Here is a 26,484-nt window from a genome sequence, read left to right as displayed (position 1 = left end):
CTCAGGCCGAACCAAGTCTGGCGCGGGCGAATTTCTGGAAAGCGCGGGCGCGGTGCGACAGCGCGATTGCCTGGCCGGGCTTCCAGCCATGCTTTTCCTCGGCGCTCATCTCGCCAAAAGTCTTGTCGAAACCGTCTGGCAGGAACACCGGGTCGTAGCCGAAGCCGAGCTCGCCGCGCGGCGGCCACACCAGCGTTCCCTCGGCCTCGCCGCGATAATATTCGGCCTCGCCATCGGGGAAGGCCAGGCAAATGACGGCGACGAAGCGACCCTTGCGCTGCTGAGGTTGGGCGGCGCCGACTTCCTGCAAGGCCACTTCGGTGCGCTGCATGGCCATGCCGAAATCGCGAGCGCCTTCCGGGGTTTCGGCCCAGTTGGCGGTATAGACGCCGGGCGCGCCGTCGAGCGCATCGACACACAGGCCGGAATCGTCCGACAGCGCCGGCAGGCCGGTCGCTTGGGCCGCGGCAAAGGCCTTGATGTAGGCGTTTTCCTCGAAAGTGGTGCCGGTCTCGTCCGGCTCCTGCAGGCCGTATTCCTTGGCCGACTTCGCCTCGAAGCCGAACGGACCCATCAAATCGGCGAATTCGCGTAGCTTGCCCGCATTGTGGCTGGCGACGACGATCTTCTTTCCATCGAGAGAATGCATCAAAGGCCCCAGATCCGTGGCTCGGCGAATTCGATCGAATTGCCCGAGGGGTCGCGTATGTAGATCGAGCGTCCGCCCTGCGGCCATTCGAATTCGCTTTCGACAGCGATGTTCTTCGCCTCAAGCTGTGCCTTCCAGCGCGGGAGGTCATCCGCACTCGCGGCAAAGCAGAGATGGCCCTCGCCGACCGTGCCGTGCGGCGGCACCTTCAGCCGCGCATCCGGCGACGGCGGCACCTTGGTCGCCTCGGCGTTGAAGATCAGCAGCACGCCGGGTCCGCAGCGGAAGAAGAGATGGCGGCCGTCGACCTTGCCGAGGAGGTCGAGGCCGAGGGCGTCCCGGTAGAAGGCTTCGGCGGCCGCGAGGTCTGTGACGTAGAGGGCCGACTCAAGGATAGCAGAGGGCGTCACGAGGCCCCCCCCTCTGTCCTGCCGGACATCTCCCCCTCAAGGGGGGAGATTAGCAGCTTCGTCGCGGCCGCCCATTCTGCAACGTTGGAGATTGGCGAAGGCCGAGATGACATCCAATCTCCCCCCTTGAGGGGGAGATGCCCGGCAGGGCAGAGGGGGGTGTATCGCGCCGACGTCATCGCAGTAAATTCAATCAGGCCACAGCCATCTGCTGCAAACTCACCAGCCTCTGGATGCCCTTCTTGGCCAGGCCCATCAGCTCCGCGAACTGCCCTTCCGAAAACGGCTCGCCCTCGGCGGTGCCCTGGATTTCGACGATGCCGCCCTTGCCGGTCATGACGAAATTGGCGTCGGTGCCGGCGGACGAATCCTCGATATAGTCGAGGTCGATGACCGGCTGGCCGTCATGGATGCCGCAGGAAATCGCCGCGACATGATCCTTCAGCACCTTGGCAACGCTGGCCATCTGCCGTGCTTCCATCCAGCGCAGGCAGTCGTAGAGCGCCACCCAGCCGCCGGTGATCGAGGCCGTGCGGGTGCCGCCATCGGCCTGGATGACGTCGCAGTCGACGGTGATCTGCTGTTCGCCCAGCGCCTGCAGGTCGACAACGGCGCGCAAGCTGCGGCCGATCAGGCGCTGGATTTCCAGCGTGCGGCCACCTTGCTTGCCGGCCGAGGCTTCGCGGCGCATGCGTTCGCCGGTCGAGCGCGGCAGCATGCCGTATTCGGCCGTCACCCAGCCCTTGCCGGAATTGCGCATCCAGCCCGGCACCTTTTCCTCCAGGCTCGCCGTGCAAAGGACATGCGTGTCGCCGAATTTCACCAGGCATGAGCCTTCGGCGTGCTTCGACACGCCGCGCTCGAAGGAGATGGCGCGCATTTCGTCGGCTTGGCGTTTGGAAGGGCGCATCGAGGCCTCTTTCTGTTCTTTTTGCGGTTGCGTCGGCGGCTTGTAGACGCATGCAGGCCATGGCGCAAAGGAAAATGGCCCGGAGTGCATGCGCGGCACAGTGACCGCAAACACGGCACCAGTGACCGCAAGAGCGGCACCTGGCGATCGCAAGAGCGACGCCGGGTTGCGCGGGGGCGATGGAAGTCTATATCCTTGTGGCGGAGGTTTTTGGCTCGAATGACCAAGGCAGTCACCGAACCCAGTATGCTGGCGCCCGCGCTGCAGTCGCTCGACATGCGCTCGCGCGACATTTTTCGGCGCATCGTCGATTCCTATCTGAAGGACGGCGAGCCTGTGGGGTCGCGCAGCCTGTCGCGCATCCTGCCGTCGTCGCTGTCGCCGGCCACCATCCGCAATGTGATGAGCGACCTCGAGCATCTCGGCCTGATCTATGCCCCGCATATCTCCGCCGGGCGCCTGCCGACGCAGACCGGCCTGCGCTTCTTCGTCGATGCCTTCATGGAGCTCGGCGATCTCTCCGACGAGGAGCGCCGCGTCATCGAGGCGCAGGTGCGCGCCTCCGGCTCGGGCGCGACGCTGGAACACATGCTGACCGAGGCCAGCCAGATGTTGTCAGGCATGTCGCGCGGCGCCGGCCTGGTGCTCGCCACCAAGAACGAGGTGGCGCTGAAGCACATCGAGTTCATCCAGCTCGAGCCGACCAAGGCGCTGGCCGTGATGGTGTCGCAGAACGGCGATGTAGAGAACCGCGTCGTCGACCTGCCGGCCGGCATCACCGTCTCGCAGCTGCACGAAGCCTCCAACTTCCTCAACGCCCATATCCGCGGCCGCACGCTGGCCGAGGCGCGCATCGAGATCGCCCGCATCAAGGACGAGACCAGGGCCGCCCTCGACACGCTGTCGCAGGATCTGGTCGAGAAAGGTCTGGCGGTGTGGGCCGGCGCCGACAGCGGCCTGCCGGCGCGCCTTATCGTGCGCGGCCGCGCCAACCTGCTCGAAAACGTCACCGCCCAGGCCGATATCGAACTGCTGCGGCACCTGTTCGAGGATCTGGAGACGCAGGACGGGCTGATCCAGCTGCTCGATCTCGCCGAGGACGGCCCCGGCGTGCGCATCTTCATCGGCTCGGAAAACAAGCTGTTTTCGCTTTCCGGCTCGTCGCTGGTGGTGGCGCCCTACCGCGACAAGGACGCCCGCGTCGTCGGCGCGCTCGGCGTCATCGGCCCGACCAGGCTGAATTATGCCCGCATCGTGCCGATGGTCGACTACACTGCCCAATTGATCACCCGGATGCTGAGATAATTCCAAAGCCGGGATCACCGCAAAGGAGGGCGCAGAATGGCGCTTGAATCGTTCAAGGCCCAGATCAGTATGCTGCTCGAGGAAATGGTCAACCAGCCCGAGGACGAGCACGAAATCCAGGAGCAGCTGCGCGAAAAACTCCGCGAAATGCGCGCCATGGGCCTGCCGCTGCCGGACGATCTCGTGAAGCTGGAAAAGCGTCTCGATGACGATTTGGACGTCGAAGAGGAAAGTTAAGCGGTTCTACCTTGAATCTGTGCCCGTACGCTTCTCTTTTGCGGCACACGCACAATATCTCCTCTGTGCATGACGCGCCGACCGGCGTGAATTCGAGGAGAACAACATGATCCGGATTGCCGGCTTGGCGGGCCTTGCCCTGCTTCTGGCCACCAGTGCCTTTGCGCAGGACCAGCCGTTACTGACCGGCAAAGCCGCCTTCGGCGATTGGAACGCCGACAGACCGGGCGTGCGCCGGCTGATCAAGCCGGATGATCTGCAAAAGCCCTATCTCACCGAATCCGCATCCAACGGCGCCGGCCTCGGCGATCGGCCCGAAAGCGCCAAGCCCGTTCTACCGCCAGGCTTCACGGCCGAATTGATCGCGTCCGGCATCGCCAATCCGCGCGTCGTGCGCGTGGCGCCGAACGGCGATCTGTTCGTCGCCGACAGCGATGCCAACCAGATCCGCGTCTATCGACTGGCCAAGGACAGCGCCAAGCCCGCCGAGGACGGCATTTTCGCCGGCGATCTCAACCAGCCCTATGGGATCGCGTTCTACCCGCCGGGCGACAAGCCGCAATGGATCTATGTCGCCAACAACGACAGCGTGGTCCGCTTCGCCTATCGCGACGGCGACCTGAAAGCCTCAGGCGAGGCGGAGACGATCGTCTCCAACATCCCCTCTGGTGGCCACTGGACCCGCGACATCGCCTTCTCGCCCGACGGCAAGACGCTGTATCTTTCGGTCGGCTCCGGATCGAATGTCGCCGAGGGCATAGAGAAGGAACCGGATGGCGGCCTTGACGCCTGGGCCAAATCCATGCCGCTGGGTACCGCATGGGGCGAGGAGGACGGTCGCGCCGATGTGCTCGCCTTCGAGCCGGACGGCAAGAATGGCCGCATCCTCGCCACCGGTCTGCGCAATTGTTCGGGCATGACCGTGCAGCCGGCAACCGGCGCCCTGTGGTGCGTCGTCAACGAGCGTGACGGGCTGGGTGACAATGTGCCGTTCGAATATGCCACCACGGTCAAGGACGGGGCCTTCTATGGCTGGCCCTGGTACTATATCGGCGCCAATGAGGATCCGCGCCACAAGGGCGCGCGGCCTGACCTCGCCGGCTCGGTCACCGTGCCCGACGTGCTGATGCAGGCGCATTCGGCGCCGCTCAACATCGCCTTCTACGACGGCGGCAACTTTCCGGCAGAGTATAAGGGCGACGCCTTCGTCGCCCTGCACGGCTCATGGAACCGCGGTGTGCGTACCGGCTACAAGGTGGTGCGGCTGAAATTCAGCGATGGCAAGCCGACCGGTGAATATCAGGATTTCATCACCGGCTTCGTCCTCTCCGACGACGCCGTCTGGGGCCGACCGGTCGGCGTCGCGGTGGCCAAGGACGGTGCGCTCATCGTCACCGAGGACGCCAACGGCACGATCTGGCGCATCACTCATGTCGACGGGCCGTCCTGAGCCGGCGAATAGCGCAATTCGGCTCTAGGCACGTCCCGATGTATCACCTTGGGATAGGTGTGAACCACCTCCGCCGATGAAACGCGGTCATCGAAACCGGCATCCCTGAGATTGAAGAGGCCGACCGAGCCGAAGCCCTTCCTGGCGCCTTGCGCGAAGCGGCTGTCACCGAAATCGTGTTCGTAAAGCGTCACCGTGACGTGGCCGGCAGTGAGCTTCGGCACGTAGAGACTGCTGATCGTGTCATTGGCGACGCCCAGCTGGTTGACGTTGAAGCGATAGACGTCCTGCACCATGCGCCGGGCCGCATTGCCATTGATCATCCAGTATTCGCGGCGCGATGCGCGGTTCTGGTCGACAAGCTTGAGCGCTGCCTTGCGGCCAAGCCCGAGCCAGTGCTCGAACACCATCACATTAGCTCCCCACGGATATGGATAGTTGGACTTGTCGATGATGCGCGGCACGCCGGTATCGGGGATCTCATTGGTGTCGACATAGTCCAGCCATTGCAGCTGGAACGACGCTTCTACGCTGAGCGTGGTGTTGCGCGGATCGGAAGCAATGATGCGCCAGTCGGAAACCGGCGGATATTTGGTGTCGAGGTCGATGTAGAATTCGCCCTTGGCAGTGTCGTCGGGGTCGAGCCATTGCGGCCCATCGCGCTCGATCGCCACCAGCCGCACCTTGAAGCGGTTGTTGACGACCAGCGGATAGATCATCGGACGAAAGGCGCTGACGCCGGGATGGGCGTCGTCGTTGAAGTTTCCGGGAAGCGGAACGACATCGCTCGGTCCTTTGTCGAACAGGCTGAAAGCCTGCCGCCCTTCGAACCACAGATACCATTCCAGCTCGTGGACGTGACCGCACGCTTCGGAATAGTTGTTGGGCATCCATTGCATGAGCTGGATGTGAAGTCGTTTCGCTAGCATGGCTGGCTCCTGCCGGTGTAACCGCGCAAGAGCGCAGCTAAGAGGGATTGCAACGTGCGGTGGGCGGACGGGGGATAGCCGCTCTTCGCCGCTGCGTAAGTGAACCATCTCTCGTTTTTGACCGCGCCCTGACGACCGCCCGATCCTGCTGGCGCAATCGAATCCGTTTTACCCTTGGGGGCTTTCATGGCATCAGGGGCCGTTCACGGGGTGCAACCGTCATGACCCTCACCGGCTTTCTCGCCTATAGCGCTGCGTTGGGCATCGCCGCCGCCATTCCCGGCCCCGGCGTCACCGCGCTTGTGGCGCGGGCACTCGGCTCCGGCTTCCGCTCATCGCTGGCCATGTCGTTCGGCCTGATGCTCGGCGACCTCATTTATCTCACTGCCATAGTGCTCGGTCTTGCCTTTGTCGCGCAGACCTTCGGCATGGTCTTTCTCGCCATCAAATGGCTGGGCGTCGCCTATCTCGCCTTCCTCGGCTGGCGTTTCTGGACCGCAGGGATCACGCCCGAGACTGTCGAGGCCAGGAAAGGCAAGGGTGGTCTGGCATCGAGCTTCCTTGCCGGCCTCACGGTCACGCTGGGCAATCCGAAGACGATGATCTTCTACCTCGCCATCACGCCGACCATCGTCGACCTGAAGACCATCACGCTCGCCGACTACGGCATCCTGGTCGCGCTCACCGTCATCGTGCTCTTCGTCGTGCTGGTGCCCTATCTGGCGCTGGCCGCCAAGGCGCGCTGGTTCCTGAAATCGCCACGCGCGCTGAAGGCACTGAACCGCACCGCCGCCGGCTTCATGGTGGGTGCAGCGGCAGCCATTGCGGCCCGCCAATAGATCGGTTTCAGCCAATCCATTCCGCCAATCGGGCCATCCGGGAAATGCGTTTCCGGAGGGCAGGCGTTTTCAGCAAGCGCCCCACTCGATATTTTCGGCCGGCAGCCTATCTTGCGCGATCGAAAGCCCTATTCTGTCCGCCGATGCCAATTGCCTGACTTGGGAGCGAAACCAATGAACAAGCCCGTCTCTTCGCCGCGCGTGCCCGGCCGCGGCCGCGTCTACAATTCGATCACCGAGACGATCGGCGACACGCCGCTGGTGCGGCTCGACAAATTCGCCAAGGAGAAGGGGGTCGTTGCCAACCTTATGGCCAAGCTCGAATTCTTCAACCCGATCGCTTCGGTCAAGGACCGCATCGGCGTTTCGATGATCGAGGCGCTGGAAGCGTCGGGCCGCATCAAGCCCGGCAAGACGACGCTGATCGAGCCGACCTCCGGCAACACCGGCATCGCGCTCGCCTTCGCCGCCGCTGCCAAGGGCTACAAGCTGATCCTGACCATGCCCGAAACCATGTCGGTGGAGCGCCGCAAGATGCTGGCGCTGCTCGGCGCCGAACTGGTGCTGACCGAAGGTCCGAAAGGCATGAAAGGAGCCATCGCCAAGGCCGACGAACTGGCCGCCACCTTGCCTGACGCCGTCATTCCGCAGCAATTCGAAAACCCGGCCAATCCGGAGATCCACCGCCGCACCACCGCCGAGGAGATCTGGAACGACACCGATGGCGGCGTCGACATCTTCGTCGCCGGCATCGGCACCGGCGGCACCATCACCGGCGTCGGCCAGGTGCTGAAGCAGCGCAAGCCTTCGGTGCATGTCGTCGCCGTCGAGCCGGAGGCCTCGCCGGTGCTGTCGGGCGGCCAGCCCGGCCCGCACAAGATCCAGGGCATCGGTGCCGGCTTCGCGCCAAAGATCCTCGACACCTCGATATATGACGAGATCGTCAAGGTCTCCAACGAGGATTCGGTCGCCAATGCCCGCCTCGTCGCCCGCCTCGAAGGCGTGCCGGTCGGCATCTCGTCGGGCGCCGCCCTGCAGGCGGCCATCGTCGTCGGCTCGCGGCCGGAGAACAAGGGCAAGAACCTGGTGGTGATCATCCCGTCCTTCGCCGAGCGCTATCTGTCGACGATTTTGTTCGACGGGCTTGGCGCCTAGTTCCGGCTGAACTTGCTGAAAAAGCGTCCGTGGCGGCGGCGACCCTGCTTGAGCGAGGCCGCTGCTTCCGGTGCGTGAAAGCTGCCGAAGGTGGAGGGACGTTGACCTTCGGCGGCCAGAGGCTCGAGAGATTCGGACCTGATGCATTAGGCGGGGAAGCACGCGCTGATGTCCGCGCTTCATGAAGATCGGAGCCTAGTTCGATTTAATAACCCCGTTCGAGGTCGATCTTGTTGGACAGAGGCTCTCCTCTTGCGACTTGACCGCAGAGATCGGCGGCCTGGTCGATTCCAGAATCCATCCAGAAGCTCGCGACATGAGGTGTGATGGTCACCTTGGGATGAGTCCACAACGGCGATGAAGCTTCCAGCGGTTCACGCTCAAACACGTCAAGACAAGCACCAGAAAGCTGGCCTTCGTCGAGAGCGCGGATCAGGTCGGCTTCGTTGACATGCGCGCCCCTGCCGACATTCACAAGGTAGGCACCTCGCTTCATTTCTCCAAAGGCACTGGCGTTCAGTATCCCACGAGTGTCACCAGTCAGGGGAAGTGAACAGATAACGTAGTCCCGACTTGTGAGTGCGTCCGCAAGCTGGGCACGGCCAATGTAGCTATGTATACCAGGAAGCGTCTTTCGATGCCGAGACCAGACTGCCGTGTCGTAACCCAGGTCCGCAAACAGCTTTGCGGCCCAGCCACCGATCCGGCCCGCACCCAGCACAACAATCTTTGTCTCGGAAATCTTCCGCGGCGCGAGAGGAGTCCAGGACTTGCGGGCTTGCAGACTCATGTAGTCCGCAACATGCCGTTGCTGGCAGAGAACGCGAAGGACGATGTACTGCACCACTTCCGAAGCCTGCTCACGCGTTGCGAGCCTGATAAGCGGAACACCCTTGGGAAAGCTCTGAAGATCAATACCTTCGACACCGGCCCCCAAATAGACGACGGCGCTTAGCCCCGTCATGGCGTCAAAAAAGCCAGGACTGGCGCCCTTGTCGATCAGCACAATATCTATGTCCCTTTTGTTCCCGGCGTCTGGCCAAAGCCTGAACTCCAGCTGCGGCACACGGGTTTTCAACTCAGCAGCCCATACTCGTGCATCAATGTAGTCAGGATACTCATTGACCATCAGAACGGTAATGGGCCCGCCGAACACTTCGCCCCTCCCAGGTTCAGGTAATCAGGCATCCGCCGGATGACCGGTCTGTTGAGGCTGAGGTTTGCGCAGACTGGCACCAGTTGCAATACCAGACCCGGCAGAATGGCGTTTATACGTGTCCGGGCGGCGGCTTCGTTGCGGAGGCCGTACTCGGCCTGAGCGAATTGCCGGCTTCGAGGCTCTATCTCCCGCCGCTCAATTTCGGAGCGCCGCGCGCTTTCCTTGCAGGAAGCGGCGTACAGCCGGGTCGCGCTCGAGGCCGATCGCCCGGTCATAGGCCTCGCTGGCCTGCGGTATGTTGCCGAGCCTGGCCAGCAGACCGGCGCGGGCCGCCCAATAGGGCTGGTAGTCGTCAAGCCGCTTGTCGTCACCCAGCACGTAAAGCGCCGCCAATCCCGCCGCAGCACCTTCGGCCTCGGCAATCGCCACCGCGCGGTTGATCGCCACCACGGGCGAACCGGCAATCACCGACAATGCATCGTAAAGCTCCCGGATTGCCATCCAGTCGGTCCGGCCGGTCAGCCGCCGTGTCGTGTGGGCGGATTGCACGGCCGCCTCAAGCTGGTAGCGGCCGATGACGCCTTTGCCGGCGGCACATCTGAGCAAAGCCTCCGCTTCGTCGATCAAGGCATCGTCCCACAGCGCAAGATCCTGCTCGGCCAGTGGCACATAGTCCCCGGCGGCATTGCGCCGGGCCGCACGCCGCGCTTCGGCAAACAGCATCAGCGCCAGCAGCCCCAGCGCCTCCGGTTCGTCCGGCATCAGCGAGGCGACCAGCCGGCCGAGCCAGATGCCTTCGGTGGCCAGGTTACGCCCTCGCGTTTCGGTGCCGGCCGGGTCGGACCAGCCTTCGGCAAAGGCGGCATAGATCGCCTCCAGCACCGTGTCCAGCCGCTCGCCGAGCTCGGCCCGCTCCGGCACACGGAACGGGATGCTGGTCTCGCGGATGCGGGATTTGGCGCGCACCAGGCGCTGGCTCATCGTCGCCGGCGACACCAGGAAGGCCGAAGCGATCGTTGCCGCATCGAAGCCCAGAACGGTCTGCAGGATTAGCGGTGCCCGCACGCCGGCCTCGATCGCCGGATGGGCGCAGGCAAACATCAGCCGCAGCCGCTCGTCAGGCAGGTCTTCGTCGGTCATGCGCGCCTCCATCTCCTCGGCGATCAGCTTGAGGTGGTCGCGGCCCGCCTCGCTGGTGAGCCGGCGTCTGACCGCGTCGATGCTGCGCCGCCGCGCCACCGCCAGCAACCAGGCTTCCGGCTTTTCCGGCACGCCGGTCCGCGGCCAGCGTTCAAGGGCTGCAGCAAAGGCATCGGCCAGCGCGTCTTCGGCGCCAGCCACGTCGCGCGTGCGCGCGGCGAGATAGGCAACCAGCTTGCCGTAGCTCTGCCGGGCAGCAGCTTCCGCCGCCGCCCGTGCAGTGTCTGGTCTACCGGCTGTCACGCAGTGTATGCTGGCATGTATTCTGCCATCGGCCAGATCGGCCGCACTTCCATCGTGCCGGTGCCGGCACCCGGACAGCGCGCCGCCCACGAGATCGCCGCGTCCATGTCGGGCGCCTCGATCAAATAGTAGCCACCGAGCTGCTCCTTGGTGTCGGCATAGGGGCCATCAATCACATTGGTCTTGCCGCCGGCCACCCGCACAGTGGTCGCTATCTTCGTCGGCTTCAACCGCTCCCCGGCCAAGAACACGCCGGCCTTCTTCATCGCTTCGGTGTAGGCGCCATAGGCGGCGCTCATCTGGATTGCCGCCTCCTTCGGTGCGGCGGCCATTGCGGCTTCGTTTCCATAAATGAGAAGCAGGTACTGCATGGTTATCTCCCGTGTTTTTCAGGGCCGCATCGTTGCGGGCCGAACGTATGTCGCGCGGCCTCACCCGATTTCGACAGGCGCTGGAAAAATCTTCGTCCCTGGCGGCGTATTGCGCAAGGACGCTGGCTTGCCGATGGCGTTAATTGCCCAGCGCGACAGACTCCTGGGGTTGTCTGGAGCCTTGCGAGTCGGCTGGTTCCAGCCAGCCGCGATAGCGCACGATCATGCCGGTGAGCGGATGCGAAATCTCTACATGGAAGCGGAAGCGGCCGTCCTCGACGCTCTCATAGGAGGTCGAGCGCGGGCAGAGCCACATTGGCAGCGGCACGCCGAGAAAGCTCCAGCGGCGTAGCACCAGCGACAACCGGTTGTCTTCGGCAACCAGGGCCATGGCGAAGCTCAGCGGACCGAAGCGCTCGCACAACAGCCGCTGCGACCGGCCTCGGCCGGTGAACTGGTCGCTGGCGAAAGCCTGTGCGCCGAACGTTCGCGTCCAGGTCTCACCATCCTTGCCAGCATCGAAGCGGACATGGACCGGTACGTCGGCACTGGCGGGAGGAAATCCAACCAGCCAGCCAGATAGCCGGCTAAGAATTCCCGCGCCGCGCTCAACGCTGCCGCGTCCTTCGGCTGTTCCCACGCGCTCATGCATGGCGCGGATTTCTTCGGGCAGATCATGCCAGGCGTCGCCGACCACTCCAGGATAAAGCGGCTTTTCGACGTCGGCGGTGTCGTCCCTGAAGCCGGAATGGATCGTCTTGCTGGCAAGCAGTGCCTGATAGTCGTCGAGATCGAGGTCACGCACCGCCGCTCGCGCGCCCGGCACCGGCGCCTGTCCGGCCAGCGTCCTGCGCACCAGCGCCTCGACCGCCATGGCCGGAATCAGCGGCCCGTCATCGCCTTCGGCCAGCAGGTGCCAGGAGCGTTTGACCGGTTCGCCAGCCTTGCCGGTTCCTTCCACCGCGACGAACATGCCGCCGCGATGTTCGCCCCAGCGCAGCCGGTTCGACGCCCAGTGCATCAACGGCGCCAGCGGTAACAGCGACCGCACCGGTCCGATCCGCACCAGCCAGGCAAGGCCGATCAGGGCGCGGTGCAGGATTTCGGGGACCGGCCCGGCACCCATCCAAATGGTTTTGGCCTGCGGCCACAGTTCTTCCAGCGCGCGCAAATCCGGCACGTCGACCAGAGAAAAAAGCGTGCTCTTCAGCGGCAGCTTGCCCGGCGTCGCGATGGTGTAGCGCATCTGCTCGGTGAGCGGATGGCCTTGCGCCTTGTCGCCGTCGCGCTTCAGTTCGACCGGCTGCCCGGCGTAGCCGGCAATGGCGCGGATGACGTTTTCGCCGACGCCGGCATAGGGCGACGGCGCGATACCGCCGCGGATCGTATCGACCCGCGCCATGTCGGCGGAGAGACGACGCACGACCGCCGCGGTCAGCACCGGGAAACTCGACACGCCCGACAGCACGAACAGGCCTGCCTTGCGCGCCGCGTCGTCATACGCGGAGACGCCGGCGACGAAGTCCGACCCATCGGCGAGGTCGAGATAATTGATGCCTTGCGCGATGCAGGCCTCGATCAGCCGGTAGCGGTCCGCGCCATAGGCCTGGAACGGACCGCTGGCATCGACGACGCAATCGGGCTTGAGTGCGCAGAGCTGTGCCGCGAGGTCGCCATCGCGATCGAAGCGCGCCGGCACCAGCTTCGCCGCCGCGCCGGTGCGGGTTTTGCACCAGGCTTCGGCCCTGGCCAGCGAGCGTCCGGCGACGATCAGCGTCAGGCGCGGCTCGCTTCCCAGCAAGTGCACGACGCGGCCGCCGAAAATGCCATAGCCGCCGACGACCAGAAGCCTCATCGTGCTATCGCCTCCATGCCTGTCGTTTTCCCAAAACCGAGGTCACCTTTGGGCATGGGCTTAGCCAATCATCCGCGCACGCATCGCTGCGGACGGGATCTCGCAACTGTCCTTGCTGCCAAAGATGGCGTAGCGGTTTTTGGCGATGCGTTCGTAGAGCCAGTCGCGCAAAGGGCGCGGTATGAGCAGCAGGGCTTTCGCCGCCCGCCATGGCCAGCCGAGCTCGGCCATCACGGCAATGAAACTGTCCAGCCGCATGAAGGGCGCGGCACCGATGAGGACCAGATTGATCTCGTAACTGTCGGTGCGCAGTTCGTATTTGTGGAACAGCGCCTCGCCGAAAGGCAACTGCGCGGTGGCGAAGCGGAAGCCGTTTTTGCGGTCGAGCCTGACCACCGTGCGCACGAAGCCCGAGCACAGCACGCAGACGCCATCGAAAACGATCAACGGTTGGCTGGCATCGAAGGGTTCAGGAGAAGAAGTCACGGGACATCCGGCGGCTCATGTCAGGCGACACTAAGCCTGCCGGCAGCGGGATCAAAGCCGCGGCGTTGTCGCACGGCTTCTCGCGGCCAGCGCGGGGCGCTCGGCGCGATAGGTGGTTGCGCGGTGGTCGGCGCCCGGTCTGCAGATCCGGCTGTCGTGACGGCTTTCGAACGTCATGATCAATGCGCGCCGAGCGAACTGCCACGACGGGCGCAGGCCGGGCCTGGGCCGCGCATGTAGTAGCGCTCCGGCCGATAGGTCGGCGCGATGAACTCGCGGATGGCGGCGGCGTAGCCGGCGATGTGGCCCCAGAATTTCATTTTACTTAAGTCCCTGTCCCGATTTTCGGATGTCCCGTCCGATTGCGGGGATCATAGCGTCGAGGCGTGAATAGTCGGTGAACACGATGTTAATCTTTGGTCGAAAACCCCATGCTTCATGGCCGGAATGCGGCTTTGTCGGGGTCTTTCGGTGTGGCTCGTCGCCATTTCCGGCATTGTGACTTTTGCATCACATATGTTTCGTCTGGATGTCGCTTGGGCGCGGTTCTGTTTCAATTTCGGCGAGCCCTGCGAAATTTCCGTGCGCACGGCTGAAAAGCCCTTAGCAGCGCCCGGAACCGGAACGGGCTTGGCCCGTTCTCGCTTGAATCGCATCGCGCAGGAGTTTTGCCATGGCACCTCGCCCCGCTTGGAAGGGCTATCTGAAACTGTCGCTGGTCACCTGCGCCGTGGAATTGACGAACGTCGTCACCCACACCGAAAAGGTCTCGTTCCGGGTGCTGAACCGCAAGACCGGCAACACGGTCAAGCGCATCTATGTCGATGCCGAAACCGGCAAGCCGCTCGACGAAGGCAACGAGATCAAAGGCTATGAACTGGACGACGGCGATTTCGTCCATATCGAGGAAGACGAGATCGCCGCGGTGCAGATCGAGTCGTCGCACACCATGGCGCTGGACGGCTTCGTCGACAAAGCCTCGATCCAGCAGATCTATCTCGACACGCCCTATTATGTCGCGCCGGCCGACAAGGTGTCGGAGGAAGCCTTTGCCGTCATCCGCGACGCCATGGCTGGCAAGAAGATGGCCGGGCTGGCGCGGATCGTGCTCTACGCCAGAGAACGTCCGGTGGTCATCGAGCCGCTCGGCAAGGGCATGGTGCTGACAACTTTGCGCTATGACAACACGGTGCGCCAGCCGGAGACCGTCTTCGGTGAGATCAAGGCGGTGAAGACCGACCAGGAAATGACCGATCTGGCCGAACTCATCATCGACAAGAAGAAGGCCAAGTTCGATCCGTCGAAATTCGAGGACAAGTATGAGGACGCGCTGCTCGAACTGATCCGCGCCAAGAAGGCCGGCAAGAAGGCGCCGAAGCCACAGGCCGCACCCAAGCCGTCCAACGTGGTCAATCTGTTCGACGCGCTGAAGAAGAGCCTGTCGGATGGCGGCGCGGCGAAAGGCGCGGCCAGCAAGGCCAGGCCGGCGGCCAAACGCGCCAAGGCGAAAGCTGCCGCGCCCAAGCGCAAATCGGCGTGAGGGACGGCGTCCATGGCCAGCCTCGAACAATATCACTCCAAGCGCGATTTCAAGAAAACCGCCGAGCCTGCCGGCAAGGTCACGCGCGGCAAGCACGCCGGTGGCATCTTCGTCGTCCAGAAGCACGACGCGACCAGGCTGCACTACGACTTCCGCCTTGAGCATGACGGCGTCTTGTGGAGCTGGGCGGTGACGCGCGGCCCAAGCCTCGATCCGCACGAAAAGCGGCTGGCCGTGCATGTCGAGGACCACCCGATCGACTATGCACCCTTCGAAGGCACCATCCCCAAGGGCGAGTATGGCGGCGGCACCGTCATCGTCTGGGACGAAGGCACGTGGACGCCCGAGATCGACCCCGCCAAGGCGATGAAGAAAGGCCACATCTCCTTCGAGCTCAAAGGCAAGAAACTAAACGGCCTGTGGCATCTGGTGCGGCTGAAACCGCGCGCGGGAGAAAAGCGCGACAACTGGCTGCTGATCAAATCCGGCGATGCCGCCGCCCGTCCCGGCGAGGACATTCTGAAGGACGCGCCGAAATCGGTGAAATCGGGCCTGACCATCGAGCAGGTCGCGGAAGGCAAGACCGCCGACGGCAAGAAGCCGAAAGTCTGGCACTCCAACAAGCCGGCCACCGCTGGCAAAGCGAAAGCGGCGCGCGGCAAGCGTCTCGATTTCATCGAGCCGCAGCTGGCGACGCTGGAACGCGAGGCGCCGCCGGGAAAGGATTGGCTGCACGAAGTCAAGTTCGACGGCTACCGCATGCAGGCGCAAATCGCCGGCACCGAGGTGCGGCTGCTGACCCGCACCGGCCTCGACTGGACAGAGAAATTCGGCCCTGAGATCGTTGCGGAACTCGCCCAGCTGAAATGCAGCGACGCCATCATCGATGGCGAGATCGTCGTGCTGGCCGACAGCGGCGTTTCTTCCTTCGCGTTGCTGCAGCAGGATCTGTCCGCCAATCGCACCAACCGCTTCACCTACTACGTCTTCGACCTGATGCGGCTCGACGGCAAGGATCTGCGCCGCGAACCGCTGGTCGAGCGCAAGCAGGCTCTGCAGGAGCTTCTTGGCGAGACGGCCGAAAATGCCGCCGTCCGCTTCAGCGATCATTTCGCCGAGCCCGGCAAGATCATGCTGCAGCATGCCTGTCGTATGGGATTGGAAGGCATCGTCTCCAAGCGCGCCGATGCACCCTATCGCGGCGGCCGTGGTCCGAGCTGGGTGAAGTCGAAATGCACGGCGTGCCAGGAGTTTGTCATCGGCGGCTATCTGCCATCGGAAAAGACCGGGCGCGGGTTGCGTTCGCTGCTGGTCGGCTACCATGAAGGCGGCAAGCTCCACTATGCCGGCCGTGTCGGCACCGGTTTTTCGGTCAAGGGGGCCACCGATCTGAAGAAAAAGCTCGATGCGCTGAAGGCCAAATCCTCGCCCTTCGCGGCCGCCGTGCCGAAGGGCAAGGGCCTGGTCTGGGTCAAGCCCGAACTTGTCGGCGAAGTGGAGTTCCGCAGCTGGACGTCGGATCGTATAATACGCCATGCGTCGTTCCAGGGACTGCGCGAGGACAAGCCGGCGGAGGAAGTCGTGCAGGAAAAGCCATCGAAGGCCGACAGCAAGGCAAAGCCGGCGGCAAGCAGCGCCGGCAAGGCTGCCGGGACCAAAGCCGGGGCAATGACCACCAGCGTGAAACTCTCCCATCCCGAAAAGCTGCTGTGGCCCGACGAAAAGATATCGAAGCAGGCCTTGCTCGAGCACTACGCGCTGGTCTGGCCGCGCATGGAGCCGTTTGTCGTCAACCGGCCGCTCAGCCTGGTCAGGGCGCCGGACGGCATTGGCGGACCGCGCTTTTTCCAGAAACACGCCTCGGCCGGCATGAGCGACAAGATCGCCCGCATGAAGGATCCGACCGATGGCGAGGAAATCCTGTTCATCCGGGATTTCGACGGCATCGCCGCTCTGGTCCAGTATGGCGTGGTCGAGGTTCACATCTGGGGCTGCAAGACCGACGAACTGGAAAAGCCGGACCAGATCATCTTCGATCTCGATCCCGACGAGGGCGTCGACGTCAAGGCAGTGCGCGGGGCGGCGCTCGACATCAGAGGCAAGCTCGATGAATTGTCGCTACCGAACTTCGTCAAGCCGTCGGGCGGCAAGGGCTACCACGTGCTGGTGCCGCTGAAACCCTCGGCGGATTGGGAGGCGGTCAAGACGTTCACCCATGATTTCGCCAAGGCGCTGGAGCAGGCCGCGCCCGACCGCTATACGGCAACGCTGTCCAAGAAGGCGCGCACCGGCAAAATCTTCGTCGACTATCTGCGCAACGGCAGGGGCTCGACGACGGTCGCGCCCTATTCTTCCCGCGCCAAGAAGGGGGCGACGGTGTCGATCCCGGTGACGTGGGCGGAGATCGAGACGGGATTGGCGCCGAATTCCTTCCCGATCGGTGGCAAGACGACGTTGAAGCAATTGGAGAAGGCCGATCCGTGGGTGGATTTCTTCAAGCAGGCGAAGGTGCTGAAGCGGGGGTAAGCCAGCCCGGACGTTCACGAACGTAGCGATCCTTCACACCCCCCTCTGTCCTGCCGGACATCTCCCCCTCAAGGGGGGAGATTGGATGTCACCTCGGCTTTCGCTAATCACTGACGCTGCGAGACGGCCGATACCACGAAGCTGCTAATCTCCCCCCTTGAGGGGGAGATGCCCGGCAGGGCAGAGGGGGGGTGCTGTCCCGCCGACGCAGCGAGATCGTCCCCCCGGCAACTACATCAAAAACACCCGCTCAAACGCCTGTTTCCCCGGCGGTGAAAACACCACCGCGCGACTATCCTTCTCGCGCCTTGCCCATTTCTCCGCCAGGATCTTGTCCAGGATCGCCGCGCCCAGCGTTCCCGCAAGGTGCGAGCGGCGTACGCTCCAGTCGAGGCAGGCGCGGCAGACCGGGCGGCGCGGCTTGGCGTCGACATCGATGCCGATGGCCGAAAAATGCGAGGTCGCCGACGGCCCCAGCCTGATCTCGTTCTCGTTGCGCAAAAGGATGTCGCGCGCGACGAGCCGGTCCAGCATCGCCACCGCCTGCTCGCCGGCGAGGTGGTCGTAGCAGACGCGGGCCACGCGCATGGCGCCGTCGCGCGGACCCGGCCGCACCCGCTTGGGGCCGACCGCTTCGGCCACGCCGGTGATCGCCTCGATCATCCCCGCCACCTGCGGCCCGGCGAGGCCGTAATAGCGATGCCGGCCCTGGCTGGCCAAGGTCAGCAGCCCGCCCTCCATCAATTTCGACAGATGCGACGACGCCGTCGGCAGCGACACGCCGGCCTCCAGCGCCAGTTCGCTCGCCGTCAAAGCTGTGCCGCCCATCAGCGCATTGAGCATGTTTGCCCGCGCCGGATCGCCGACCAGGCTGGCGATGCGGGCAATGTCGGGTCCTTCACGCATAGTTAGGTCTCCATCGAAGCATTCTTGTCAGATAATCATTATTGTCAGGCGAGATCAAGGAGAACGCCGATGCCAACCGCTTCCGCCCCACTCGCCGGCCGCCAGCCGTTCCCGTTCGTCACCTGGCTGCATCGGCGGCTGCTCGCCCGCTGGTATGACCGCCATCTGCAGCGGCTCGACCTCGCCGAGGTCGACGATCATCTGCTGCGCGACATTGGCCTGAGCCGTGAGGATGTGCGCCGCGAATGCGCAAAATCGTTCTGGCAGGCCTGACCGCCGGCGCCTTTGCCTAGCAGACCCGGCGGCACAACGTTTCGACGCCGCTCGAACCATTGATGCAGAAACCCAAGGAGATCACCATGACCATCACCTGCTTCATCCGCTATGAGATCGACCCGTTCGGCAAGGCGGCGTTCGAGCAATATGCCAAGGCCTGGGGTCAGGCCATCCCGCGCTGCGGCGCCGATCTGATCGGCTACTACGCACCGCATGAGGGCTCGGCCACCACCGCTTACGCCGCCTACAACATCGACAGCCTGGCCGCCTACGAAGCCTACCGCGCCCGGCTCGCCGCCGATTCCGCCGGCAAGGCGAACTACGAATTCGCCCGCCGGGAAAAGTTCATCTTGAAAGAAGACCGCATCTTCCTGAAGCTGGTGTCGGGGCCGCATGGACCGCTACAGCTGTTCCAGACCGCGGTCAAGGAGGAAGCATGATCGCTGTCATCTTCGAGGTCGAGCCGGCGCCGGGAAAGCGCGATGCGTATCTGGGCATCGCTGCGGAGCTGCGGCCGCTGCTCGACGGCATAGACGGTTTCATCTCGATCGAGCGGTTTCAGAGCCTAGTCGACCCCAACCGCGTCCTGTCGCTGTCCTTCTGGCGCGACGAGGAAGCGGTCAAGGCCTGGCGCAACACCGAGGAGCACCGGCAAGCGCAAAAGGCCGGCCGCGGCGGAATCTTTGCCGGCTACCGGTTAAGGATTGCGCATGTGGTGCGGGACTATGGGCTGACGGAGCGGGATGGAGCGCCGGCGGATAGCAGGGCGGTGAATGGATGAGGCTCCCCCTTCCCCCCTTGTGGGGGAAGGTGTCGCCGAAGGCGACGGATGAGGGGTGTTCCAGAAGACACCAACGTCTCACTCCGCTGGAACACCCCTCATCCGTCTCGGCGCTATCGCGCCGATCCACCTTCTCCCACAGGGGGAGAAGGGAAGAACCTCACGCATTCCCGATCAGCACCCCTGCCGCAAACACCAGCGCGCCGCCCAGCACCACCTGAAACGCCGCGCGCAGGAAGGGGGTTTGCATGTAGCGGTTCTGGACGAAGGCGATTGTCCACAATTCGAAGAACACCACCACGGCGGCAACCGCCGTCGCCGTCCAGAAATGCGGGATGAGATAGGGCAGTGCGTGGCCCAGCCCACCCAGCGTCGTCATGACGCCGACGGTGAGCCCCCGCTTGAGCGGTGAGCCGCGGCCCGACAGTTTGCCGTCGTCGGAAGCGACTTCGGTAAAGCCCATCGAAATGCCGGCGCCGATCGAGGCGGCAAGGCCGACCAGCAGCGTCTGCCAGGTGTCATGCGTGGCGAACGCCGCGGCAAAGATCGGCGCCAGCGTCGACACCGAGCCGTCCATCAGCCCGGCCAGCCCCGGCTGCACATAGGTCAGGATGAACTGGCGCTGCTCGGCGCTTTCCTCTTCGTCCTTCACCTCGCCCGGCACAAGTTTCTGCTCCAGCCGATGCGCCGAATTCTCATGGCTTTGCTCCGCCGCTGCGAGATCGTTGAGCAGTTTTCTGGTCGAGGCGTCGCTGGTGCGCTTGGCCGCTTCGACGTAGAAGCGATAGGCCTGTTGCTCCATTTCTTCGGCCTGGCTGCGCACATGCTCGATGCCCAGCGGCCGCACCAGCCAGTCGGGCTTGCGCTCGTAATAGCCCCTCACATGCTCGCGCCGTATCAGCGGAATGCGCTCGCCGAAACGCTTGCGGTAGAGCTCGATCAGGGAATCGCGATGGCCGTCTTCCTCCTCCGCCATCGCCTCGAACACTTTCGCCGATTGCGGAAAGGTGTCCGCCAGCCCGTCGGCATAGGCGCGGTAGATGCGCCCGTCATCCTCCTCGGACGAAATTGCCAGCGCCAGGATCTCCTGTTCCGACAGCGATTCGAAGGGACGGCGGCCGAAACCGAAGACGCGGGAAAGCATGATAAATTCACCCTAGTTTAGAATAGTTCTAAACTAGGCGCTGTGACGTCGCCGGTCAATTGCCGGTCAAGAAGTGTTGAAGGGCCGGAGCGCGGCGCGCCCTTCATTATCAGCGAATGTTCACCTATATAGGTTGGGACACACGCAAAGCGAAAGGTATCCCAGAGATGACGGCAAAGCCGCACGAGCACTTCGATCCGAAACCCGTCCTCGATCTCATCGCCAGCATCGAGGCCGACCTGCAGCGGCTGAAAGGCCTGGTCGAACAGCAGGTCGAAAAATTCGACCCCGCCAATCCGCACAACAAGGCCCCTGACGGCAAGCTGACCGAAGAGGGCGTCGAGTGCTGCTACCGCATGTTCGACGAAGGCAAGTCGCGCTATTCCGTCGCCCAGCAGATGAAGATCTCCTTCGCCGCCGCCACGCATAGGTTCAATTCCTGGCGCAAGGCGGGTGGGTCGAAGCGGCAAAGGGCGCTGTTAGGGTGATTGGCGAAAGCCAAGGCGAAACCCGATCTCCCCCCTCGTGGGGGAGATGTCCGGCAGGACAGAGGGGGGCGCTGTCCCGCAGACCTCCCCTGCCTAAAGCCTGGGCACCGTCATTCGCTCAGGATGCGCCTCCAAGCCCCGCCGCAATCACAATATGCTGGCAGACATTGTCGATGTCGCGGATGACGTCGTCATTCCAGAACCGCAGCATTGTCCAGCCATCTTGTTCGAGTCGCGCTGTCCGCGTTTCATCACCGGCAGCCACACCCGCATGCTGGGAGCCATCGACTTCGATGACCAGCTTCTTCTCGGGACAAGCGAAGTCGACAATGTAGCCGGCGATGGGAAATTGTCGGCGGAAGCCAAGCCCCATCCAGCCGGTGCGCCCGAAGTTCGTTCCAGAGGTTGAGCTCGGCTGACGTCAGGACTTTGCGCATTGATCTGGCGTTTGCGCGATGTCGAGGCGGCAATGGTGCGTGCGGCATGGGTGGTTGTCTAGGTTGGTACTCTACGGCGCCCCCCTCTGTCCTGCCGGACATCTCCCCCACTTGGGGGGAGGTTGGCTGTACTACCTACGGCACCAAATCAATCTCTTCCGTCTCGCCGCCTTCGCAGGTGTAGCAGCAGTCTTCGCATTTTTCCTTGTTGTTGGGGCCGACGCCCCAGTAGGTTTCCTCGTCGCCGTCGACCCAGGCGCCGTAGCAGATGGACTCGCCTTCGTTGCACGAGACCGGGATCTGCTTGGTCTCGCCATCGTCGAGGTAAAAGTCCTTGCCGTCGCCCGGCCAGACATAGTCGCGGTCCTGGCTGTAGAGCTCGACGCGCATGGCGTTGGGATGGCCGTTCTTGATGGCGAAGGTGATGTCGGCGGCATAGGCCGACGGCGCAAACAGCGCGGCAAGCGAGAGCGCGACGACGATGCGGCGGGTGATGGTGAAAGACATGACGTTCCCCGGATTGAGAATCGGCCCCCTCGGCCGAGAGGGCGAGCATGGCATGATGCGGGGTGACATTGAAGGGTGACGCCTGACTGATTTTGGGGGGATTGGCGGAGGCGAGCGAGCGCTAATCTCCCCCCCTTGAGGGGGAGATGGCCGGCAGGCCAGAGGGGGTTGGTCCGACTGGGCTCGACCTTCCTGCGGCAGATGGAGGTTAGCGCTTCACGCGAGGCGACCCCCTCTGTCGCCTTCGGCGACATCTCCCCCTCGAGGGGGGAGATTAGCGGTTTCGGCGCCTACCCCACAAACCCCACTCTCTTGTGGCTGCCGTCGCAAAACGGCTTGTTGGCCGAATGGCCGCAGCGGCACAGAAAGGCGCGGGTGGTGCGGTCGATCGTGTGGCCGGTGCCGGTGACGATTTCGGCATTGCCCTCGACCTTGAATGGCCCGTTGGTGGTGGGCGTTATGGTCAGCGGGCCATTTCGCGCCTCCAGCGTTGCCGGCGCGTCCTTCAGCGGCGGCTCGCCGGTGGCTGTGAAGCCGGCCTTGATGTGGCTGTTGTCGCAAAATGGCTTGTTCTGCGAGGCGCCGCAGCGGCAGAGCGTGGCGCGAAAGAAGGTCTCGCCGCCGAGCACGATCTCGGCATGCACAGTCAACGGCCCGTTCTCGCGCAGCCGCACGGTGTTGACCACCGGCGGCTTCTCCTGCGGCCCGCCATCCTTCCTCAAATAGCCGATGGCGCCGGACGGACAGTTTTCGGCCAGTGTCACGACTTGCTCGACGCTTGCCGCCTCGGGGTGGATCCACTCGCCGGGCGCATTGGGCACGAAGACATGCGGGTTGCCGAGCACGCAATTGCGCGAATGGATGCAGCGCTTGCCGTTGAAAGTAACGTCGATCTTCTCGCCTTCGACCGTGCCTGCCATGGAACTTTCCTCGTGGTGGGTGACAAGAGGCTAGGGCGATGGCGGCAAGGGCGTCAAGCTCGCCGAGCGTCTCACTCAACCAGATCGATCGTCTCCGTCGTCTTCTCCACGCAGATGAAACAGCAGGTGTCACACGGCTGATCGTTGTCCGGCCCGACGCCGGCGGAAATCGCGTCGTTGCCGTTCACCCAGGCGCCGTAGCAGATGTTTTCGCCCTGGGAACACGAGATCGGCACCGATTTCTGCGAGTTCGGTTCGATCAGAAACACCTGGTCGTCGCCCGGCCACGACATCTTGCGGTCACGGCTGAACAGCTCCACCGCAACAGCCTGGCTGCGCAGGTTCTTGACAAAGAACGCCATGTCGGCGGCATGCGCCGGGGTGGCGATGAGAAGGGCGGCAAGGGTGAGGCGGAGCATGGCGGTGGGGTCCCGAATCGGAGACGCCACGCTCGCACGGTCGGGGGAGAAGCGCCACATGCGAGCGCTTCTTCCTTCTCCCCTTGTGGGAGAAGGTGGATCGGCGCGCAGCGCCGAGACGGTTGAGGGGTGTTCCAGCGGAGTGAGGCGCTGACGTTCCCTGGAACACCCCTCATCCGTCGCCTTCGGCGACACCTTCTCCCACAAGGGGAGAAGGGGGAGCGCCTACGATCCCGGCGCCTTCGTCAGTAACCGTCGGCCGCTCGCGGCAGAAATACAGGATCGCCAGCATCACCGCGATCAGCACGACGGCGTAGTAGACCCCCAGGCGGGCATACGCCTCCGCCTTTTCCAGCGGGAAGGTGCGGCCGTCCCTGGCGGCGCGCGCCACCATCGAGGCGATCAGCGCGTCATGGGAGAACATCTGGTTTATCAACGTCAATGGGATGAACGAGATGAACAGCAGGGCGTTGTAAAACTTCGCCCTTGGCGTGAACCGCAGCAGCATGGCGCCACACCAGCTGCAGACGGCGCTGTAGAGCGCGACCGCCGCAATCTTCAGCGGCGTCTGCTCGACCATGAACAGGAACGGCATGCCGTCATCGCCTTCGGTCAGGTGCAGAGCATACCAGATGCCGGAGAGCACACCGAGCGTGCCGAGCAGCACATTGGCCCATTGACGCTGGCCTTCCGGCTGCTCGTTGAGCGGGTAGGAAAGCAGCCATTCGCCCACCGAGGCGTGCGCCACCCTTACAAGAGCGACCAGGATCACCGAAACGAGCTGCCGCGCCGACCATGACATCGGCTGGCCGAGAACGGCCTCGCCAACATCGGGAAACAACCGGTCGGCCAGAACGACCGCCGCGTTCACCCAGGCGTAGTCGAGGCAGAAGCTGAGGAACGGCAAGAGATATTTGCGCAAATCGAGATCCCCCGCCCCGTCATTTCTGCATGCCCCCTGCTTACTGCCTGGGCCAGACAAGTGTCCAGATCCAGCCGGCAAAAGTCAGCACCAGGAACGGATAGCCGGCGGCGGGCAGCGGCGCCGAGGTCGGCAGCAACGGCGCACCCCACAGCACCATGGCCACGGTCACGACAAACAGGATGGCGGCGACGAGGCCGGTGAGCCGCATCCACAGCGCAAAGGTGTTCGCCGCACCGATCAGGACAAGCGCTGCCGCCCACAGCGAGATGCCGCCGACATAGGAGGGCACGCTGGCCTCCAGCCCCGCCGCATTGCCGGCAAGCAGCAGGCTCTCGCCGGCGAGGAAGGTGAGGAAGCCCGCAGCTATGCAGTCATTGCCCAGCCGCTGGTATTTCATCGTCAGCAGCGCGGTGGCCACCACGAGCGCCACGCCGTCGATCGCCCACAGCGTTTCGCGCAGCGGCGCGCTGGTGACGAAAGTGCCGGCCAGGCCGAAGGCGCCGCCGATGGCGAGGCCGAGAGAGGCGGCGGTGTCTAGAGCGGTGCGCATGTGATGTTTCCCCAGGGTACTTCCGAGCAGAGCGTTGTCCAATGGTGATCCGCGTCAAGATGCAACGTAACTAATTGCAAATACTAGGATATAAATTCTCTTGTGCATGTTCTCGTTTTGTTCCAATGATAAGCCTTGACCGGATTCCGGTCGAACAATCGGCGATGCAGCCCTAAATAGATAAAATGACCGCAGCCAAGCAATTCGATCTTAAGTCTTCTGAGCCCATTTCCCCTTGGTTGGAAATGGGCGCTTACGAGGCCCTGTGGCTGGATCATGCGGCATCATTTAAGTCGATCGCAGACAAGTTTGGCGGCGCACCTTTCGCCGTCCCCTCTGATTTTGTCCCGTATCCCACTGCAATCAAATATGCCGAGCTAGCAGACGAGCAGATCCGGAAATTCAGCTCAGCCCCATATGGCGTCAGGATACACGGCGCTGGTGAATACCCCAGCAAAATTCGAGTGGCGAAACATCCTGTTGAGCTGCTCTATTATCAAGGTTATTGGGCTCTATCGGAGCAACCTTCCGTCGCGGTGGTAGGAACTCGCGAACCCAGTGATGCTGGCATTTTGCAGGCCCGACGAATAGTTGAAGGGTTAATTTCTGAAAAAATTATCCCCGTCTCCGGCTTGGCGAAAGGGATTGATGCAATCGTCCATGAAACAGCAATAGAACTAAAGTTCCCGACAATTGCAGTAGTTGGCACTCCGATTTCTACGTCCTATCCGCGTGAGAATAGAGTTATTCATGAGAAGATATCTCGAGAGCATCTTTTGATATCTCAAGTCCCGGTCGTGGCGTACAAGGCCATGCCTTTGAATAAGACCCGCACCTTTTTCCCTGAACGAAACGTAACGATGAGTGCCTTAACTGATGCGACTGTTATAGTAGAAGCTGGGGAAACCTCTGGGACACTGACGCAAGCACGGGCGGCCTTAGCACAAGGTCGACCGTTATTGATTCTTGAAAGCTGTTTTCGTAGGCCCGATATAACATGGCCCCATAGATTTGAGGAACTCGGCGCGATCCGAGTTTCGGGTATTGAAGATATTTTAGCCAATGTCAGCGCGCTTTACAAAGATCGATGACCTAACACGAGGCGATCACGGCTTCCTAGTGCCGGATGATTACGTCTTATACCTCGGAGAATATACCGCGCACGGAGGCTATAAGTCAGAGACGAATAACCACATTTTAAACTTCAAAATGAGTCCGACGATTCGGGACGAGAATGTCCACCGCTATAAACACAAGGCTCGGTCTACTGATTATTGGGCAGAAAAGCTTCGTAGCGCGGTGCTCAAAGAAAGGTTGCCGAAAATTGCTTGGTGTCCAATTCCGTGTAGCAAGCCTATCGGGCATCCTGCGTATGACGATAGGCTTTTGAGGCTAATCAACAGGAGTTTTGGCGCTCATGCCACGACTATTAATTGTATAATACAACACCAAGAGCGCATTGCGGCTCATGATACTAATCATCGCCCAGACCCTGAAAGCTTGAAGGCAGGTTGGACATTCCAAACCCCTCATCTACCGCAAGCTATTGATACGATAGCTGTATTTGACGATGTGATCGCGAGAGGCGCTTCTTTCAAGGCGGCGCAAGCACTTCTGCACGAGGCTTACCCACATGTTGAAATTAAGGGGGTTTTTCTCGCCCGCGTCGTCCACGATGACGATCAATCGTCACTGTTTGACATTCTTGGGGAGTGATCAACAGCCTCGGTATGCGGCATGGAATAGAGCCTTGACGCACGGCTTCTGATCTTCCGGCTTGTAGCTTCAGGGCCGCGCTGCGCGCGATCAGGTCACCGCACTGCCGTAACCCCCGGGGTGGGACCCGCTGCCTGCGGCAGCTCCCACC

30 protein-coding genes and 1 pseudogene are annotated in these 26,484 nt (G+C 62.9%); 13 read left to right on the top strand and 18 right to left on the bottom strand.

The genetic code is table 11. From position 1 onward, the window contains the following. Position 1: 1 nt before the first annotated feature. The 3 genes from rdgB to rph form a co-directional block, all read right to left on the bottom strand. On the bottom strand, positions 2-649 hold the full coding sequence (gene rdgB, locus H0241_RS22005; protein ID WP_181059940.1) for an RdgB/HAM1 family non-canonical purine NTP pyrophosphatase: 648 nt from the start codon (positions 647-649) through the stop codon (positions 2-4). After that, positions 649-1,059, bottom strand: a complete 411-nt coding sequence (locus H0241_RS22000; RefSeq protein ID WP_181059939.1) for a VOC family protein — start codon at positions 1,057-1,059, stop codon at positions 649-651. The genes rdgB and H0241_RS22000 overlap by 1 nt, the downstream gene beginning before the upstream one ends. Positions 1,060-1,252: 193 nt before the next feature. Next, positions 1,253-1,969 carry a ribonuclease PH gene (gene rph / locus H0241_RS21995; protein ID WP_023672052.1) on the bottom strand — a complete coding sequence of 239 codons (717 nt, stop codon included), beginning with the start codon at positions 1,967-1,969 and terminating at the stop codon, positions 1,253-1,255. Positions 1,970-2,188: 219 nt separating this feature from the next. Between rph and hrcA the strand changes: the two genes are divergently transcribed. The 3 genes from hrcA (at position 2,189) to H0241_RS21980 (ending at position 4,961) form a co-directional block, all read left to right on the top strand. Beyond that, entirely contained in the window at positions 2,189-3,274 is a 1,086-nt protein-coding gene (gene hrcA / locus H0241_RS21990; RefSeq protein ID WP_181059938.1) for a heat-inducible transcriptional repressor HrcA, read from the top strand. Positions 3,275-3,310: 36 nt separating this feature from the next. After that, the gene (locus H0241_RS21985) at positions 3,311-3,511 is read left to right on the top strand and encodes a hypothetical protein (RefSeq protein ID WP_181059937.1); all 201 of its coding nucleotides are present in this window, start codon (positions 3,311-3,313) and stop codon (positions 3,509-3,511) included. Positions 3,512-3,617: 106 nt separating this feature from the next. Next, a complete protein-coding gene (locus H0241_RS21980) occupies positions 3,618-4,961 on the top strand; it encodes a PQQ-dependent sugar dehydrogenase (RefSeq protein ID WP_181059936.1) in 1,344 nt (447 codons plus the stop codon). Here H0241_RS21980 and H0241_RS21975 read toward each other — a convergent pair. Next, entirely contained in the window at positions 4,940-5,890 is a 951-nt protein-coding gene (locus H0241_RS21975) for a hypothetical protein (RefSeq protein WP_181059935.1), read from the bottom strand. The two genes, H0241_RS21980 and H0241_RS21975, sit on opposite strands and share 22 nt — an antisense overlap. Before the next feature lie 221 nt (positions 5,891-6,111). On the opposite strand from H0241_RS21975, the gene H0241_RS21970 reads away from it, so the two are divergent. Together H0241_RS21970 and cysK are read left to right on the top strand one after the other, a co-directional pair. After that, positions 6,112-6,729, top strand: a complete 618-nt coding sequence (locus H0241_RS21970) for a LysE family translocator (RefSeq protein ID WP_181059934.1) — start codon at positions 6,112-6,114, stop codon at positions 6,727-6,729. Between the two features lie 174 nt (positions 6,730-6,903). Further along, positions 6,904-7,884 carry a cysteine synthase A gene (gene cysK / locus H0241_RS21965; RefSeq protein WP_181059933.1) on the top strand — a complete coding sequence of 327 codons (981 nt, stop codon included), beginning with the start codon at positions 6,904-6,906 and terminating at the stop codon, positions 7,882-7,884. 205 nt (positions 7,885-8,089) lie between these two features. Here the strand turns inward: cysK and H0241_RS35755 are convergent, their stop codons facing one another. The 6 genes from H0241_RS35755 to H0241_RS21935 all read right to left on the bottom strand — a co-directional run bounded on the left by H0241_RS35755 (position 8,090) and on the right by H0241_RS21935 (position 13,518). Continuing rightward, entirely contained in the window at positions 8,090-9,040 is a 951-nt protein-coding gene (locus H0241_RS35755; RefSeq protein ID WP_181059932.1) for an NAD(P)-dependent oxidoreductase, read from the bottom strand. A gap of 198 nt (positions 9,041-9,238) precedes the next feature. Continuing rightward, positions 9,239-10,486, bottom strand: a complete 1,248-nt coding sequence (locus H0241_RS21955; protein ID WP_181059931.1) for an RNA polymerase sigma factor — start codon at positions 10,484-10,486, stop codon at positions 9,239-9,241. Continuing rightward, positions 10,483-10,857, bottom strand: a complete 375-nt coding sequence (locus H0241_RS21950) for a YciI family protein (protein WP_181059930.1) — start codon at positions 10,855-10,857, stop codon at positions 10,483-10,485. Before H0241_RS21950 ends, H0241_RS21955 begins: the two co-directional genes overlap by 4 nt. A gap of 139 nt (positions 10,858-10,996) precedes the next feature. Then, on the bottom strand, positions 10,997-12,712 hold the full coding sequence (locus H0241_RS21945; RefSeq protein WP_181059929.1) for an SDR family oxidoreductase: 1,716 nt from the start codon (positions 12,710-12,712) through the stop codon (positions 10,997-10,999). A 60-nt stretch (positions 12,713-12,772) separates the two neighbouring features. Continuing rightward, on the bottom strand, positions 12,773-13,198 hold the full coding sequence (locus H0241_RS21940) for a thiol-disulfide oxidoreductase DCC family protein (RefSeq protein ID WP_181059928.1): 426 nt from the start codon (positions 13,196-13,198) through the stop codon (positions 12,773-12,775). Positions 13,199-13,377: 179 nt separating this feature from the next. Further along, positions 13,378-13,518 (bottom strand): hypothetical protein, encoded by a 141-nt coding sequence (locus H0241_RS21935; protein ID WP_023672040.1) that lies wholly within the window; start codon positions 13,516-13,518, stop codon positions 13,378-13,380. A gap of 353 nt (positions 13,519-13,871) precedes the next feature. Between H0241_RS21935 and ku the strand changes: the two genes are divergently transcribed. Continuing rightward, on the top strand, positions 13,872-14,738 hold the full coding sequence (gene ku, locus H0241_RS21930; RefSeq protein ID WP_181059927.1) for a non-homologous end joining protein Ku: 867 nt from the start codon (positions 13,872-13,874) through the stop codon (positions 14,736-14,738). Positions 14,739-14,750: 12 nt separating this feature from the next. After that, a complete protein-coding gene (gene ligD / locus H0241_RS21925; RefSeq protein WP_181059926.1) occupies positions 14,751-17,264 on the top strand; it encodes a DNA ligase D in 2,514 nt (837 codons plus the stop codon). Positions 17,265-17,495: 231 nt separating this feature from the next. On the opposite strand, the gene H0241_RS21920 is transcribed toward ligD, so the two are convergent. Further along, the gene (locus tag H0241_RS21920; RefSeq protein ID WP_181059925.1) at positions 17,496-18,170 is read right to left on the bottom strand and encodes an ArsR/SmtB family transcription factor; all 675 of its coding nucleotides are present in this window, start codon (positions 18,168-18,170) and stop codon (positions 17,496-17,498) included. A gap of 69 nt (positions 18,171-18,239) precedes the next feature. Between H0241_RS21920 and H0241_RS21915 the strand changes: the two genes are divergently transcribed. From H0241_RS21915 to H0241_RS21905, 3 genes are all read left to right on the top strand, one after another. Continuing rightward, positions 18,240-18,443: a DUF1127 domain-containing protein gene (locus tag H0241_RS21915; RefSeq protein WP_181059924.1), complete on the top strand. Its 204-nt coding sequence runs from the start codon at positions 18,240-18,242 to the stop codon at positions 18,441-18,443. 86 nt (positions 18,444-18,529) lie between these two features. After that, on the top strand, positions 18,530-18,886 hold the full coding sequence (locus H0241_RS21910) for an NIPSNAP family protein (protein ID WP_181059996.1): 357 nt from the start codon (positions 18,530-18,532) through the stop codon (positions 18,884-18,886). Beyond that, the gene (locus tag H0241_RS21905; protein ID WP_181059923.1) at positions 18,883-19,227 is read left to right on the top strand and encodes an antibiotic biosynthesis monooxygenase family protein; all 345 of its coding nucleotides are present in this window, start codon (positions 18,883-18,885) and stop codon (positions 19,225-19,227) included. The genes H0241_RS21910 and H0241_RS21905 overlap by 4 nt, the downstream gene beginning before the upstream one ends. A 160-nt stretch (positions 19,228-19,387) precedes the next feature. Here the strand turns inward: H0241_RS21905 and mbfA are convergent, their stop codons facing one another. After that, a complete protein-coding gene (mbfA, locus tag H0241_RS21900) occupies positions 19,388-20,371 on the bottom strand; it encodes an iron exporter MbfA (RefSeq protein WP_181059922.1) in 984 nt (327 codons plus the stop codon). A gap of 167 nt (positions 20,372-20,538) precedes the next feature. On the opposite strand from mbfA, the gene H0241_RS21895 reads away from it, so the two are divergent. Next, positions 20,539-20,859 (top strand): hypothetical protein, encoded by a 321-nt coding sequence (locus H0241_RS21895; RefSeq protein ID WP_181059921.1) that lies wholly within the window; start codon positions 20,539-20,541, stop codon positions 20,857-20,859. A 118-nt stretch (positions 20,860-20,977) separates the two neighbouring features. Here H0241_RS21895 and H0241_RS21890 read toward each other — a convergent pair. The 6 genes and pseudogenes from H0241_RS21890 to H0241_RS21865 form a co-directional block, all read right to left on the bottom strand. Beyond that, positions 20,978-21,344: pseudogene (locus tag H0241_RS21890) on the bottom strand (endonuclease domain-containing protein). An 87-nt stretch (positions 21,345-21,431) separates the two neighbouring features. Next, complete coding sequence (locus H0241_RS21885) at positions 21,432-21,803, bottom strand: hypothetical protein (RefSeq protein ID WP_181059920.1); 372 nt, start codon at positions 21,801-21,803, stop codon at positions 21,432-21,434. Between the two features lie 290 nt (positions 21,804-22,093). Next, positions 22,094-22,723: a CDGSH iron-sulfur domain-containing protein gene (locus H0241_RS21880; RefSeq protein ID WP_181059919.1), complete on the bottom strand. Its 630-nt coding sequence runs from the start codon at positions 22,721-22,723 to the stop codon at positions 22,094-22,096. Positions 22,724-22,794: 71 nt separating this feature from the next. Next, a complete protein-coding gene (locus H0241_RS21875; protein ID WP_235984404.1) occupies positions 22,795-23,202 on the bottom strand; it encodes a hypothetical protein in 408 nt (135 codons plus the stop codon). A gap of 112 nt (positions 23,203-23,314) precedes the next feature. Then, positions 23,315-24,064 (bottom strand): hypothetical protein, encoded by a 750-nt coding sequence (locus H0241_RS21870; protein WP_181059918.1) that lies wholly within the window; start codon positions 24,062-24,064, stop codon positions 23,315-23,317. A gap of 40 nt (positions 24,065-24,104) precedes the next feature. Then, the gene (locus tag H0241_RS21865) at positions 24,105-24,617 is read right to left on the bottom strand and encodes a hypothetical protein (protein ID WP_181059917.1); all 513 of its coding nucleotides are present in this window, start codon (positions 24,615-24,617) and stop codon (positions 24,105-24,107) included. A 185-nt stretch (positions 24,618-24,802) separates the two neighbouring features. Here H0241_RS21865 and H0241_RS21860 point away from each other — a divergent pair, with 185 nt between their 5' ends. Further along, a complete protein-coding gene (locus H0241_RS21860; RefSeq protein WP_181059916.1) occupies positions 24,803-25,708 on the top strand; it encodes a DNA-processing protein DprA in 906 nt (301 codons plus the stop codon). Then, a complete protein-coding gene (locus tag H0241_RS21855) occupies positions 25,680-26,333 on the top strand; it encodes a hypothetical protein (RefSeq protein ID WP_181059915.1) in 654 nt (217 codons plus the stop codon). The genes H0241_RS21860 and H0241_RS21855 overlap by 29 nt, the downstream gene beginning before the upstream one ends. The last annotated feature ends 151 nt before the right edge of the window (positions 26,334-26,484 follow it).

The organism is Mesorhizobium neociceri, assembly GCF_013520985.1.
Classification (GTDB): domain Bacteria; phylum Pseudomonadota; class Alphaproteobacteria; order Rhizobiales; family Rhizobiaceae; genus Mesorhizobium; species Mesorhizobium neociceri.
This window is presented reverse-complemented; position numbering and strand designations above follow the sequence as displayed.

Coding starts and splice junctions, on each gene's coding strand:
- rdgB (WP_181059940.1), bottom strand. CDS start 649: ATGCATTCTCTCGATGGAAAGAAGATCGTCGTCGCCAGCCACAATGCG.
- rph (WP_023672052.1), bottom strand. CDS start 1,969: ATGCGCCCTTCCAAACGCCAAGCCGACGAAATGCGCGCCATCTCCTTC.
- hrcA (WP_181059938.1), top strand. CDS start 2,189: ATGACCAAGGCAGTCACCGAACCCAGTATGCTGGCGCCCGCGCTGCAG.
- H0241_RS21985 (WP_181059937.1), top strand. CDS start 3,311: ATGGCGCTTGAATCGTTCAAGGCCCAGATCAGTATGCTGCTCGAGGAA.
- H0241_RS21980 (WP_181059936.1), top strand. CDS start 3,618: ATGATCCGGATTGCCGGCTTGGCGGGCCTTGCCCTGCTTCTGGCCACC.
- H0241_RS21975 (WP_181059935.1), bottom strand. CDS start 5,890: ATGCTAGCGAAACGACTTCACATCCAGCTCATGCAATGGATGCCCAAC.
- H0241_RS21970 (WP_181059934.1), top strand. CDS start 6,112: ATGACCCTCACCGGCTTTCTCGCCTATAGCGCTGCGTTGGGCATCGCC.
- cysK (WP_181059933.1), top strand. CDS start 6,904: ATGAACAAGCCCGTCTCTTCGCCGCGCGTGCCCGGCCGCGGCCGCGTC.
- H0241_RS21950 (WP_181059930.1), bottom strand. CDS start 10,857: ATGCAGTACCTGCTTCTCATTTATGGAAACGAAGCCGCAATGGCCGCC.
- H0241_RS21945 (WP_181059929.1), bottom strand. CDS start 12,712: ATGAGGCTTCTGGTCGTCGGCGGCTATGGCATTTTCGGCGGCCGCGTC.
- H0241_RS21935 (WP_023672040.1), bottom strand. CDS start 13,518: ATGAAATTCTGGGGCCACATCGCCGGCTACGCCGCCGCCATCCGCGAG.
- ku (WP_181059927.1), top strand. CDS start 13,872: ATGGCACCTCGCCCCGCTTGGAAGGGCTATCTGAAACTGTCGCTGGTC.
- ligD (WP_181059926.1), top strand. CDS start 14,751: ATGGCCAGCCTCGAACAATATCACTCCAAGCGCGATTTCAAGAAAACC.
- H0241_RS21920 (WP_181059925.1), bottom strand. CDS start 18,170: ATGCGTGAAGGACCCGACATTGCCCGCATCGCCAGCCTGGTCGGCGAT.
- H0241_RS21915 (WP_181059924.1), top strand. CDS start 18,240: ATGCCAACCGCTTCCGCCCCACTCGCCGGCCGCCAGCCGTTCCCGTTC.
- H0241_RS21910 (WP_181059996.1), top strand. CDS start 18,530: ATGACCATCACCTGCTTCATCCGCTATGAGATCGACCCGTTCGGCAAG.
- H0241_RS21905 (WP_181059923.1), top strand. CDS start 18,883: ATGATCGCTGTCATCTTCGAGGTCGAGCCGGCGCCGGGAAAGCGCGAT.
- mbfA (WP_181059922.1), bottom strand. CDS start 20,371: ATGCTTTCCCGCGTCTTCGGTTTCGGCCGCCGTCCCTTCGAATCGCTG.
- H0241_RS21895 (WP_181059921.1), top strand. CDS start 20,539: ATGACGGCAAAGCCGCACGAGCACTTCGATCCGAAACCCGTCCTCGAT.
- H0241_RS21885 (WP_181059920.1), bottom strand. CDS start 21,803: ATGTCTTTCACCATCACCCGCCGCATCGTCGTCGCGCTCTCGCTTGCC.
- H0241_RS21880 (WP_181059919.1), bottom strand. CDS start 22,723: ATGGCAGGCACGGTCGAAGGCGAGAAGATCGACGTTACTTTCAACGGC.
- H0241_RS21875 (WP_235984404.1), bottom strand. CDS start 23,202: ATGTGGCGCTTCTCCCCCGACCGTGCGAGCGTGGCGTCTCCGATTCGG.
- H0241_RS21865 (WP_181059917.1), bottom strand. CDS start 24,617: ATGCGCACCGCTCTAGACACCGCCGCCTCTCTCGGCCTCGCCATCGGC.
- H0241_RS21860 (WP_181059916.1), top strand. CDS start 24,803: ATGACCGCAGCCAAGCAATTCGATCTTAAGTCTTCTGAGCCCATTTCC.
- H0241_RS21855 (WP_181059915.1), top strand. CDS start 25,680: ATGTCAGCGCGCTTTACAAAGATCGATGACCTAACACGAGGCGATCAC.